The 12841-nt window shown below is 64.2% G+C and carries 9 protein-coding genes; 2 read left to right on the plus strand and 7 right to left on the minus strand.

Annotated elements, in window-relative coordinates; all coding sequences use genetic code 11:
- Positions 1 to 52: 52 nt before the first annotated feature.
- From ACOZJV_RS33760 to pvdM, 4 genes are all read right to left on the minus strand, one after another.
- Positions 53 to 1702 (minus strand): cyclic peptide export ABC transporter, encoded by a 1650-nt coding sequence (locus ACOZJV_RS33760; RefSeq protein ID WP_421549523.1) that lies wholly within the window; start codon positions 1700 to 1702, stop codon positions 53 to 55.
- Between the two features lie 212 nt (positions 1703 to 1914).
- On the minus strand, positions 1915 to 2823 hold the full coding sequence (locus tag ACOZJV_RS33765) for a formylglycine-generating enzyme family protein (protein ID WP_078473940.1): 909 nt from the start codon (positions 2821 to 2823) through the stop codon (positions 1915 to 1917).
- 30 nt (positions 2824 to 2853) lie between these two features.
- Positions 2854 to 4134 carry an aminotransferase class V-fold PLP-dependent enzyme gene (locus ACOZJV_RS33770; RefSeq protein WP_078473941.1) on the minus strand — a complete coding sequence of 427 codons (1281 nt, stop codon included), beginning with the start codon at positions 4132 to 4134 and terminating at the stop codon, positions 2854 to 2856.
- A 9-nt stretch (positions 4135 to 4143) separates the two neighbouring features.
- Positions 4144 to 5499 carry a pyoverdine-tailoring dipeptidase-like protein PvdM gene (pvdM, locus tag ACOZJV_RS33775; RefSeq protein ID WP_421549524.1) on the minus strand — a complete coding sequence of 452 codons (1356 nt, stop codon included), beginning with the start codon at positions 5497 to 5499 and terminating at the stop codon, positions 4144 to 4146.
- Positions 5500 to 5685: 186 nt separating this feature from the next.
- Between pvdM and ACOZJV_RS33780 the strand changes: the two genes are divergently transcribed.
- A complete protein-coding gene (locus ACOZJV_RS33780; protein WP_421549525.1) occupies positions 5686 to 7308 on the plus strand; it encodes a PvdJ/PvdD/PvdP-like protein in 1623 nt (540 codons plus the stop codon).
- A gap of 463 nt (positions 7309 to 7771) precedes the next feature.
- Positions 7772 to 8116 (plus strand): DUF6124 family protein, encoded by a 345-nt coding sequence (locus tag ACOZJV_RS33785; protein ID WP_078473944.1) that lies wholly within the window; start codon positions 7772 to 7774, stop codon positions 8114 to 8116.
- Between the two features lie 49 nt (positions 8117 to 8165).
- On the opposite strand, the gene ACOZJV_RS33790 is transcribed toward ACOZJV_RS33785, so the two are convergent.
- The 3 genes from ACOZJV_RS33790 to ACOZJV_RS33800 are packed head-to-tail and all read right to left on the minus strand — an operon-like array spanning position 8166 to position 12711.
- Complete coding sequence (locus ACOZJV_RS33790; protein WP_421549526.1) at positions 8166 to 9560, minus strand: efflux transporter outer membrane subunit; 1395 nt, start codon at positions 9558 to 9560, stop codon at positions 8166 to 8168.
- A gap of 7 nt (positions 9561 to 9567) precedes the next feature.
- Positions 9568 to 11538 carry a MacB family efflux pump subunit gene (locus ACOZJV_RS33795; protein ID WP_421549527.1) on the minus strand — a complete coding sequence of 657 codons (1971 nt, stop codon included), beginning with the start codon at positions 11536 to 11538 and terminating at the stop codon, positions 9568 to 9570.
- Positions 11539 to 12711, minus strand: coding sequence for an efflux RND transporter periplasmic adaptor subunit (locus ACOZJV_RS33800; RefSeq protein WP_421549528.1), 1173 nt, complete (start codon positions 12709 to 12711; stop codon positions 11539 to 11541).
- Between the last annotated feature and the right edge of the window lie 130 nt (positions 12712 to 12841).

The raw sequence follows: 12841 nt of genomic DNA on the forward strand, positions 1-12841 counted from the left end.
CATCTGGGAGGGGACGGCGAGCGGCTGGGCGCTCGCCGGGGTGCTGCTGATATCAGGCAAAGGCCTTGTCGCTGATGACCTGGCCGGTTTCCATGCGCACCAGTTGGTCGGCGACGTCGAAGTAACGATCGTCGTGGGAAATGACAATGATGGTCTTGCCGAGTTTTTTCAGGTCCGGCAGCAGTTCGGTGTAGAAGATCCGGCGGAAAGTCGGGTCCTGATCGGCGGCCCATTCATCGAACACTAGCACCGGGCGTTCATCCAGCCAGGCATTGACCAGGGCCAGGCGCTTGCGCTGGCCGGTGGAGAGGTCGGTGGTGGTGAAGGCGCCGTTGCGCACGCTGACCTTATGGGCGATTTCCAGGCGCTCCAGGTATTGCCCGGCATCGGGTGGCAGGGCCTTGTCGTTCTGCACCAGTTCGTCGAACAGGTAGTAGTCGGCAAAGATGGTGGTGAACAGCTGGCGGTAGTCGTCCAGGCCCTGGGCGTCGACCGTCTTGCCGTTGAGCAGGACCTGGCCCTGTTGCGGGGTGTAGAGGCCCAGCAGGAGTTTGATCAGGGTGGTCTTGCCGCAGCCGTTTTCGCCGACGATAAACAGAATTTCCCCCGGCTCGATGCAGAGGTTGACCGGGCCCAGCTTGAACGGGACGCTGCCTTCCACCGGGGGGAAGGCGTATTGCACGTCGCGCAGTTCAAGGCGCTTGAGCGGCGTCGCGGGGTGTTCGGCCGCACTCAGCAGCAGGTGCGGCTCCGGCGACGAGAAGCGTTCGGAAAGGTCGGCAATGCGGCGGAAGGCCACCTGCGCCCGGCTGATGATCGGGATGTTGCCGATCAGGTTCTCCAGCGGGCCTTTCATGTACAGCAGCACCAGCACGAAGCCGCTCATGACCGCCGGATCGGCCGCCGGCCACAGCGATTGCAGGGCCAGCGCCAGGCCGATCACCACGAAGAACAGCATCGAACCCAGGCTCTTGGCGATCACGAAAATGTTGATCGAACGGATATGGGTATCGCAGATGTGATCGGCAGTGCCCTGGATATTGCGGGTGAACATGGCATGCCGGCGAGGGCGGTGGATGCGCAGTTCCTTGGCGCCCTCGGCGATGGCCTGGTAGTGCTTTTGCAGGTTGTCCTCGGCTTCCCGTGCGGCGTAGAAACCTTTGACGCCCTTGGTCTGCGCCACATATTGCACCGCCGAGCCGACGCCGATGGCGATCAGCGTCATGAGGAAGATCGGCCACGACAGCACCGCCAGATACCCCAGGCAGCCGATCACCACGGTCAGGGAAATGGCCAGGGGGGCGAAGGCGAAGGCGAAGTCGCTGATGGTGTCGACGTCATGGGTCAGTACCGGAATCAGGCGGTGGGTGCGATAGCGTTCGATCTGCTCGATGGGCGCCGCCAGGACCTTGGCGCCCAGGTCCTTGCGCAGCTTGGCAATGATCTTCTGGCCGACGAAGTTGGTGCCGATATCGGCGGCAATGGTGCTGAGCAAGGCCAGGGCGCACAGGCCGGCAAAGGCCAGGACCACGCCTTTGCTCATGCCGTCGGCGTTGTGCAGGCCCTGGTTGACCGTGGCCAGCAGCGCCGTGACGCTCAGCCCGCCGACGATGCCCAGCATAATGGAAGAGATCACGATAGGACGATAGGGCTTGAGCAGGCTCAAGAGTTCGCGAATGGCGCTACGGGGTGCTGCGGTCATGAAACTACCTCGGTCGCGACGTGACTACGTGCTAAGGGCGAGTGGAAGCCCGCGTCGAGGCTTGGGTGCGCCTGGCGAGCTGTCTGTAAGAGGACGAGTTCGGGGGAGGGGGATTTAGCCCTCGTTGCGTGACAGTGTGCAGTCGGTTCGATGTGCGGCGGGCGCGGCCTGCCAGGTCCCTCGACGGGCCGGCGCTCCCCGGTCTGGGTGACTTACAGATCGCGCATCACGCGAAACCCCAGCCAGTCACCAGCGGTTTTCGAACAGCGATCGTTGCGGTTGCCGGAGCGGGAAAAGATCGGGGCTTCGGTCCAGTCATTGCCGCGCATGGCCCGGTAGTCGCAGTCGTCATCGGGGTTGGGCTGGTCGGTCCAGGCACTGCCATCGGTGGGGGCGCCGACATAGTTTTCGTGGATGATATCCGCCAGCCATTCGTAGACATTGCCGTGCATGTCATACAGGCCAAAGGCGTTGGGCGGGAAGCTGCCAACGGGGGCGGTGTAGCTGAAGCCGTCTTCGGGGCCGTAGGTGTTGGCGTGTTTGGCGATGCTGTATTCCTTGCCCTCATCGAACGGGAAGGGGAAGGGCCCCTTGCTGCCCGCCCGGGCCGCGTATTCACGCACCGATTCACTGGGCATGCGATAGGCCTTGCCGGTTTTCTTCGACAGCCAGGCGATGTAGCTCTGTGCCTCGTGCCAGGTCAGGCACACCGCCGGCTGGCGCGGCGACACCGGGTAGCGTGGCTTGCCGGCAATGCATTCGCGACCGGGGCGGGCGTCTCCGTCAGGCATCGTGTAGCCGCTTTCGCGCAGGTAGACTGCCCATTCGCCGGCGGTCACGGTGAAGCGGCTGAGGGCGAAAGGCTTGCTGAAGGTCACTTCATGCATCGGGCCTTCGTCAGGCTGGCGCCCGACTTCGTCATCCGGGGTGCCCATGATGAAACTGCCGCTGGGCAGCACGACCATTTCCGGGCAGTCCCGGCAGTCCTTGAACACCTGGCCGGGTACGGGCGGCGCGGCGGCCTCGGCGGCGCTCGGCAGCAGGGTGCCGAGCAGTGCGGCCAGGGCCAGGGCGGGCAGTGAGAAGGCGGCGCGCAGCGCGGGTAGCGGGAAGCGGGGCATCGTGGGTCTCCAGTGAAAGGGGCGCAGGATTCAGAGCTTTTGGCTGAGCAGGGTCATGAAACGGTCGACTTCGGCCTCGGTGTTGAGCAGGCCCGGAGCGGTCCGGATCACCGGGCCGACGTCGCGATCAACGGCATCGGCGACCACGCGGTTCTGCATCAGGTAGGCCGCGACCTTGTCGCTGTCCTGGCCCTTGACCCGGAAGAAAGTGAAGCCGGCCGAGTACTCGGGGCTCAGGGGCGTGACCAGCTCGATGGAGGGGTGCTCCAGCAGGCGCTTTTTGAGGTAGCTGTTGAGTTCATGGATCCGTGCCTGGACCTCGGCCTTGCCCAGTTGCAGATGCAGTTCGAAGGCCTTGCTCAGTGCCCAGCGATGCTCAAAGGCGTGATAGCCGCCAGGGGACATCGAAGTGGCGAAATTGTTGTCTTCGGAGAAGGTCGGCATGGTCGGGGTGATGTCCTTGACCTCTTCCGAGCGGGCGCAGACCAGGCCCGTGCCGCGCGGGCCGAACATCCACTTGTGGGTGCCGGCGATAAAGAAGTCGCAGTGCATATCGGGAAAACTCAGGTCTTCGACGCCAAAGCCATGCACGCCATCGATCACGTAGAGGATGCGGTCCTTGTCGTCGCGCTCGCGGTTGTGCTCGGCCACCAGCTTGCCGATCTCACCGACGGGCAGTTTGACCCCGCTGCCCGACTGCACCCAGGTCATCCCCAGCACTCGGGTATTGGGCCGGATACTGCGGGCAATCGAGGCGATGACCTCGTCCGTCGACACCTGGTGTGGGTCCTTGAACAGCCTGATCTGGCGGACCTGGGTGCCTTCCTTGCGGGTGCGGTACTCGAGCACGCACTGGGTTGAGTAGTGTTCGTGCTCGGTGGTCAGGATCTCCTGGTCCGGCCGCACATGGACGCCGCCGTAGACCATGGCCAGGCCTTCGGTGGTGCTGGCGGTCAGGGCGATCTGGCCTGGCTTGGCTTGCAGGTAGCGGCCGGCCCAGAGGCGCACTTCGGCTTCGTGCTTCCAGGTTTCTTCGCGGTCCCAGTCCATGGCCAGGCCGGGGTTGCGGTCAAGCCAGGCGCGGTGCTGCTCGATGGCGTCGCGCACCGGCTTGGGGTGCGAGGCGATCAGGAAGTTGGAAAAATGGATGTAGTCGGGGTCCAGCAAAAACAGCTGGCGCAGTTGTGCCCATTTGTCCCGGGGCAGGCCCGGCAGGGTGGCGGCCAGGGCGGGAGCACCCAGGCTGGCGCCCAGAGGCAGGCTGGCAGCCAGAATGCCGGCCTGCTTGAGGAAAGTTCTACGGTCAGTCATGGGCGCGATCTACTCGGCGGAAGGCTTGATGGGTTTGGCGGCTTTTTGCACCTGATCCCACACGCGCAGGAAGTTGCCGCCCCAGAGTTTGGCGATGTCGGCTTCGGAGTAGCCGCGAGTGATCAGCTCGGCGGTGACATTGCGGATTTCGCTGACATCCTTCCAGCCTTGCACGCCGCCGCCTTCGTTGAAGTCCGAGCTGATGCCGACATGGTCGATGCCGATCTTCTTCACTGCGTAGTCAATGGCGTCCCCCAGGTCCTTGAGCGTGGCCTTGGGCTCTTCTTCGAGAATGGCGTAGAGCGCATTGGCGTACTCGCCGAAGCGCTGCTCGGGCCAGACGGTAATGATCGGGTCCCCGGGCATCAGGGCAAAGGCCAGGTTGGGCAGGGGCTGCAGGTCGAAGCGCGCGCGCAAGGCGTTGAGCTTGTCTCGGGTCGGCTGGCTCAGGGGCTTCAGGTAGGCCGGGAAACCGACAATCTGCACCACCCCGCCGTTGTCCTTGATCAGTTGCAGCTCGTGATCGCTGAGGTTGCGCGGGATATCCACCAGGGCCCGTGGCGCCGAGTGCGAGGCGATGATCGGGCTGCGGCTGAGCTGGATTACCTGCTCCAGGGCCTTGGTCGACATCTGCGAGACGTCGATGATTACCCCCAGATCATTGAGCCGGTGCACCGCCTGCTGGCCGATGGCAGACAGGCCGTTGAGGGCGTCCGGCGAGTCGTTGAAGAAGGGCAGGGGCCGCGAAGAGTCGGCCCAGTCGTTGTTGCCGACATAGCTGAAGCCGAACATGCGCATGCCGCGCGCGGCCCATTGGTCCAGCAGGTTCAGGTCATTACCCAAGGGGTAGGCATTGAGCATGCTGATGAAAATCGCGAACTTGCCTTCGCCGTGCAGGCGGCGGAAATCGTCCGGGGTATAGGCGATGGCCACCTGGTTGGGGAAGTCGCGGACCATGCCGGAAATGATCTTGTAGCGAATCTCCTGCTGGTTGCGGGCTTCGTCGACAAAACCTGGAGTCGGGCGGTGTGGCGCATTGGGCCCATTCCACATTTCCGGCCAGCCGAAGATGGTCAGGGCTGCGCCGGAGAGGCGTCCACGGTTGGCCTTGACCAGGTCGAACTGCCCCGAGCCGTCCTTGTCGACTTCGTTGCCTTCGGCGCCGAAGTCCAACGGGATGGAGATATGGCTATCAAAGGAAATGATCCGCTCCTGCAACTCGCTCGCCTGGTGCATCACTTTGAGCGGGTAACCGGGGTTGTCCTTCCACAGGTAGTTCCAGGCCAGGAAGCCGGCACCGATGGACACAGCCAGGGCCAGAGGCAGGCCGATATAAAGAGCCTTCTTCGAACGCGGTTTTTTCATTGCCATCTCAGTCAGGTTCGCCGTTGAGGTGCGGGTGCATGGGGCCTTTGCTATCTGGGAAGAACGAGCGATGGCCGGACAAATTTACTGGGCATCGGCGTACCGGCGCCGACGCCCTAAATTTGTTCGCCAACTCAACGTTCTAGCTTGGATAAAGCCTGCTTCATGGCTGACACAGGTAGGGCGATGACGATTTCTCGACGAGGCTTCATAGCCGGTTTGGCACTGACGGGCGCTGCCGTGCCCGCGGCATACTTTGCCCATCGTGAATTGACCCGGGTCGATGAACCCGTGACCCCGGGGGAGGCCAGCGTCGACCTGCCGGACACGGCCGGGCGCCAGTTGGCGGACACCTTGCGCGGCGTCTGGAGCCTGCGCTTCGAAGGTCGCGATGCCGGGCTGCAAGGCCTTCCTCAAGAAGGCCTGGAGCTGTTTCTCGACATTGCCCCGCGCGGACGCGGCCTGCGTGGCTACCTCGATACGGCGCAGCGCCTGCGTGGTGAAGACGAGCCTCGTTTTCAGGTGCTGGGCGACCTGGCGCCGGCCGATCCCGCTCAACTGAGCTGGCGCCTGATCGACCCGAACGCGGTGGACGGGGCACCCAGCTATGAATTTCGCATGGTGCTGGATGAGGTCTGGGCCAGTTTCGGCAATGCCGGCAGTGGCACCCTTAGCGGGCGAGTGCTGAGCCTGGATCGGCCCCTGGCCTTGCTGGAACAGGACAACCGTTTCATTGCGGTCAAGCAGGTGTTTCCCGAGGCCCGTGAGCGGATCGGCTTGCAGCCGGCCTTGCTGGCCTGGCTGGTGTCACCCGAACACCGTCTGTTTCACCAGCTGTGGCATGCCTCCCGGGATCAATGGCATGAGCTGTCCGAAGAGCGTCGCAATGGCCTGCGCGGCATTGGCTGGCAACCTGGGCCACGGGACCAGGAGCGTGACGCTCGTGGCCTGCGCAAGGATCGCAACGGGTCCGGGATTGATTTCTTTTTCATGCATCGGCACATGCTCGGCACTGCTCGTTCCCTGCAGCCTCTGCCGTCCTGGCGCCGCTTCCCGATGCCGCAGCCGGAACTGCTGCGCGACCGCGCGGGTTTCGCGCGCTACTTCGACAATCACGATGGTTATGCCTTGCCGCCGACCTGGCTGGCTGAAGACGATGCCGAGTACACGCAGTGGGTCAGTGACATCAAGAGTGCCGAGACCTACAACAGCAACTTCCAGGTCTGGGAGTCGCAATACCGTGACCCGGCCTATCTGGCGAAATTGACCCTGGGTCAGTTCGGCTCTGAGGTCGAACTGGGCCTGCACGATTGGCTGCACATGCGCTGGGCCTCGGTGCCGCGTGACCCGTCCAACGGCGCGCCGGTGCCCAAGGCGCGCAATCCGGACGATTTCGCCGCGCGCTGGTTCGAGCCGGAAAACGATTTTCTCGGCGACCCGTTCTCCTCCCATGTGAACCCGGTGTTCTGGTATTTCCATGGCTGGATCGATGACCGTATCGAGGACTGGTTCCGGGCCCATGAGCGTTTTCATCCGGGTGAAGTGGCGCGGCTGGAAGTCAACGGTGTGCCCTGGTTCGCCCAGGGGCGCTGGGTCGAGGTCGGTGACCCGTGGCTGGGGCCGGTGACCCATGGGTGCAGCACCACGCCGGGGTTGCAGGCAGGCAAGTCGATGGAGATGGACCCTGAGACCATGAAACTGGCGCTGCGCATCACCTTCGGCAGCGACAAGGACCGGCTTGCCCAGCTGTTCCGCAAAGTCCCGCAACGCCCCTGGTACGCGCGCCACCTCAAGGTCACGCCTGCGTAGTTGCTGCCGAAGGCTGCGCTGTCCTTTCCAGGTGACTCTAATCTGCCTGACACCCTTGCGGCGCCCATTTCGGCCAGCGCAGCCTCGACACTCGCCATAGGTGCCAGGGCCGTATAGCGCTGAGTCCTGAAGAGGTTTCGCTTTGTTTTGTAGGGCATTTCCTAGAGAATCCAAAACGCCTTTGAGCGGCTTGTACCCTCTTCTGGCCTCAGGCAGTCTTCAGCCGTCGCTGCAAAAACAGCGGCCCGGATGTGGAAGTCTGGCTCAGAGGAACGTGCAATTCGTCTCATTCGAACATCGGTGATTCTCAGCGCCGGTGATCTCGTTTTATGGCGGTTGTACGTGGGGCACCTTCGGGTGCGCCGGGTCCTTTAAGCCGGTCTTCCACACCCACGTACGGCTGCCTCCTTCTCATGTGGAAGTGAGATCTGGCAGTTCCTTAACACTTAAAGGAACCAATCTCATGAAAAAGCTCGTCCCCGATCCACCTCAACAACGACGCCGCAACCCGGAACTGGATCGCGCCAACGCCCACCTGCTCCACGCCTTGAAAGACACCCGGCCTCGCCCTTTTGGTCTGCGTGATGCCAAGGGCCATGCGCTATTTGCCGTGCAGCCCGGAGTCAACGCCGAAGACGCGCTGATGCACGTCGCGCTGCTGCTGAAATGTGCCGAAGAGGTGTCCGATGAAATCACCGAACGCGCCAGCGGCATCGAACGCGGGCTGATCTGGGCCATGGTGCACTCGGTGGAAATGGCCCGGGCGGTGGTGGAAGCACTGCTTGATGGCGCCCACCTCCGGGATTAACACCGCTGTAGCCGCCGTCGAGCCCGGGAGGCGGCGGGCTCGGCAGCGGCTACAGGGTTTGCCAGCCGCCGCCCAGGGCTTTGTAGAGGGCGATGCTGGCTTGCAGGCGCAACAGGCGCAGTTGCACGTTGAGGTCCTGGGCGGCGTAGAGGGTGCGTTGCGTCTCGAGGACGGTCAGCAGGTCGACCGCCCCGGCCTGGTAGCGGCTTTGCGCAATCCGGAAGGCGATCTGCGCCTGGTTCAGTTCTTCGTCCTGCCACTGCCGGCGCTGGTCGACGCCGCTGATGCTGTTCAGGGCTTTCTCGACATCGGCAAAGCCGTTGATGATCGTGCCGCGGTAAGTCTCCAGCAACTCCTCCTGGCGCGCCTTGGCCTTGTCGCGCTCGGCGCTCAGGCGGCCGTTGTTGAAGATCGGGGCCACCAGGCCGGCGGTGAGGTTATAGAACGGGCTGCGCAGGATATCCCCGGCACTGTTGGCCCCCGATCCCAGGTTGGCCGTCAGGGTCACGCTGGGCAGCATGGCGGCGCGGGCCACGCTGACATCGGCCTGGGCGGCGGCCAGTCGGGCTTCGGCCCCGGCAATGTCCGGGCGTCGCTGCAGCAGCTCGCTGGGCACGCCGGCGGCAATCTCCGGCCAGCGCAGCTCGGCGAAGGATTGCGGGCCCAGTTGCAAGGCCTGCACGGGCTGGCCGAGCAGGGCGGCGAGGGTGATCATCGCCTCCGCAGCCTGTTGCCTGAACAGCGGCAACTGTTGCTGCTGGGCGGCCACCAGGCTTTTTTGCTGGGCCAGTTCCAGGGCGGTGGTGGAGCCCGAGTCGTAGCGGGTCTGCACCAGCCTCAGCACGCTTTGGGCGTTGGCCAGATTCAGTTCGGCAATCCGTTGCTGTTCGCCCAGGGCCAGGGCCTGGGTGTAACTGTTGGCGACACCGCTGAGCAGGGTCAGCTCCACGGTGGCCTGGTCGAATTCGCTGGCACGCACGCCTTCAACGGCGCTGTCGCGGGCGGCACGTTTGCCGCCCCAGAAGTCGATTTCGTAGCTGGCGCTCAGGCTGGCGTCGAAATAGTCCACGGCCTTGTTGTCGCTGTCGGCATCCAGCTGGCTGTAGCCGTTGCCTCGCAACAGTTTCTGCCGATTGGCATTCAGCCCGCCCTTGATCTCCGGAAGCAGCGGTGCGCCCGCTACCACGGCGCTGGCCTGGGCCTGGCGGACGCGGGCGATGGCGGCCGCCAGGTCGTAGCTGCCGCCTCGGGCCTGTTCGATCAGGCGATCGAGGTCGGGGCTGGCGAACTGGGTCCACCACTGCTGGTTGCTGCGCTGGGTGGTGACGTCGGTCGACGAATCCCACGAAGCCTGCGCCTGCAGGCCGCTCTCCGGACGCGGGGCGGTGCCGCCGCAGGCCACCAGCAGCAGGCTGGCGGCCAGTAGGGTCAATTGCGCTTTCATAGAATGGTCATTCACTGGTAAGGGCTGTGACCGGATCAAGCCGGGCAGCTTTGCGAGCCGGCATGAAGCCGAAAATAACCCCGGTGACCAGGGCGCAGCCAAAGGCGCCCAGCACGGCCGGCAGGGAAAAGGCCACGGCCACATCACCCACGATCAGCAAGCCGCCCAACAGCATGGCCAGGACGATACCGGTCAGGCCGCCCACCACCGAGAGCATCACCGCCTCGGTGAGGAACTGGCGCAGGATGTCTCGCTGACGGGCGCCGGTGGCCATGCGGATACCGATCTCCCGGGTCCGTTCACGCACGGTCATCAGCATGATGTTCATCACCCCGATACCGCCCACCAGCAGGGAAATCGCGGCGATGGCACCGAGCATCAGCGACAGAGTGTTCTGGGTCCGGGCTTCGGCCTGGATCATCGCCGCATTGTTGGTCAGGACGAAGTCACGCTGGCCTTTGTGCAGCTTGAGCATCAGTTCATCGATGGCCTTTTCGGTTTCCTTGACCTTTTTCGCATCGGCGGCGGCGATCACCACGTACATCGGGTTGGGAGAGCTGAACAGACGAATGTTGGCCGCCGAGTAGGGAATCATCACCCGGATATCGCTGTCCTTTTCTCCTGAACTGGCGCCCTTGCCGGCCAATACGCCGATGACCTGGAACGGCACGTTCTCGACCAGGATGTACTGGCCGATGGGGTTGATGCCGGTGAAGAACTTTTCCCTGACCTTTTCGCCGATCACCGCCACCGCCGCGGCGCTGGCTTCGTCGGCTTCGGAGAAGAAACTGCCTTCCACCACCGGCCAGTTGAAAATCTCGGGGAACAGCGTGTTGCTGCCTCCGGTATAGACCTCGTAGTCGACATTGCCGAAGCGGATATTGGCGTCGTCACCGTTGACCGGCATGATCATTTTCACCTGGGGCAGGCTCGCCAGAGCGCGGACGTCGTCGAGGCTGACCACGCCAAGCGGTGCCCGGGGGCTGGGGGAGATGCCGTTGAGGTAAATGATGTTCGAACCAAACGCCCCCATCTGCGCCATGACCTGGCGCTTGCTGCCTTCGCCCACCGCCAGCATCACCACCACCGAGGCCACGCCGATCACGATCCCGAGCAGGGTCAGGGCGGTGCGGAAGCGGTTGACCCACATCACCCGCCAGGCCGCTTGCACTGCGTCCACCAGTTCGCCTTTCCAGGCGCCGTTGTGTTCGCTGCCGTCGGCCAGGCGCTGGCGCAGGTCCACCGCTTGCAGGGCGCCGCTGTTGGCGCTGGCCTGGACGCCCGGTTGGCGGTCGGCGGTGTCGCTGATGATTTCGCCGTCGCGGATTTCAATGATGCGCTTGGCGCGGGCGGCGACTTCGCGGTCGTGGGTGATCAGGATCACCACGTGGCCCTGGTCGGCCAGCTCGTCGAGCAGGGCCATGACCTCGGTGCCGCTGTGGCTGTCGAGGGCGCCGGTGGGTTCGTCGGCGAGGATGATATGGCCGCCGTTCATCAGCGCCCGGGCAATCGACACCCGTTGCTGCTGGCCGCCGGAGAGCTGGTGCGGACGGTTGCCGGTGCGGCTGGCCAGGCCCAGGCGTTCGAGCAGGGCAGCGGCGCGGGCATGGCGCTCGGCGGCGGGGGTGCCGGCGTAGATCGCCGGCATCTCGACGTTTTCCTGGGCCGATGCCGAGGGGATCAGGTGGTAACCCTGGAACACGAAGCCGAAGGCCTCGCGGCGCAGCCAGGCCAACTCGTCGCTCCCCAGTTGTGCCACGTCTTCGCCAGCGAAGCGGTACTCGCCGGACGTCGGGCGATCCAGGCAGCCGAGGATATTCATCAGCGTCGATTTGCCGGAGCCGGAAGCGCCGACGATGGCCACGAATTCGCCGGCGTGGATCGACAGGTCGATCCCGCGCAGGACATCAACTTGCGGCGTGTCGCCACCGCCGTAGGATTTGCGGATGTTCCTGAGGTCGATCAGCGGGGTCAACATTCAACCTCCGCTGGCTTCGGCCGGACCGATCAGCAGGTGATCGCCTTCGTTCAGGCCGTCCAGCACCTGAATCCGCAGGCGGTCGCTGATGCCGACCCGGACTTCACGCTCCTCGATGGCGCCGTTTTTCGCCACTACCCGGGCGATCTGCCGGTCGGCGGCGGTGCTGCCCTGCAGGGCAGCAATGGGGGCGGTCAAGACGTTCTGTGCCTGGCTGGAGACAAAGAACACCTGGGTGGTCATTTCCGCCATCAGCGCGTTGTCGTTGTTATCCACATCCAGCAGCACGGTGTAGAGCACCACCCGGCCACTGCCACTTTTGCTCGAACTGTTGGGGCTGCCGCCACCCTGGGCGGTTTCGTTCAGTGGCTTGGGCGGGATCGGCAGGATCTGGCGCACGGTGCTGGTCCAGCGCCGGTTGCCACCGCTCAGGGTGGTGAAGTAGGCGGTCATGCCCGGCTTGACGTGGCCGATATCGGCTTCCGACACCTCGGCCCACACCGTCATCGGCGACAGCTTGGCGATCCGCAGGATCAGCGGCGTCTGCTGCTGGGCGTTGAGGGTCTGGCCTTCGCGGGCGTCCACCGCGACCACGGTGCCGTCCATGGGCGCATAAATCCGTGTGTAGCCAAGCTCGGCCTGGTCGCTGCGCAGGCTGGCCTGGGCCTGGCGGATCTGCGCCTTGAACATGTCGATCCGCGCCTGGGTGGCCTTGAGTTCGGCCTGGGCGGTCTGCACGTCTTCTTCACGGGTGGCGCCGCCGGCGGCGAGGTTTTGCTGGCGCCGGAACTTCTGCTCGGCCAACTGGTGCTGGGCGCGCTGTTCCTGCAGTTGGGCTTGCAGGTTTTCGATGGAGAAACGGCTGGCGTCGAGCTTGGCCTGTTGCGTGGCGGGGTCGATTTCCACCAGCAACTGGCCTTCCTTGACCAGGTCGCCGGCCTCGACATGGATCTTGCGGATCTGCCCGGAGGCCTGGGCGCCGACGTCCACATAACGCCTGGGCTGCAAGGTGCCGAGGGCGGTCACGCTGCTTTCGATGTCACCCCGGCTGACCTGTACGGTGGCAAATTGATCTCGCCCAGCGGGCAGGATCTGCCAGGCGGCAACGGCAATAACGGGGATCAGACAAAGTGCTACAAGCAGTGCGCGTCGGGTATGACGGGGACGTTTCATGCAGGGTTCCGGCCAATGGAAAAATCGGCCCGTGGTCCAGGTGTTGCCCGAGCTGGGGCGCCGCTGGACGCTGCCGGAAGGGTCGGCAGACACGGGGGCTGTCAAGTATACGAAGTTCGGCGGAGCGGAT

Origin of the sequence: Pseudomonas sp. QD4, assembly GCF_049199125.1 — a bacterium.
Classification (GTDB): Bacteria; Pseudomonadota; Gammaproteobacteria; order Pseudomonadales; family Pseudomonadaceae; genus Aquipseudomonas.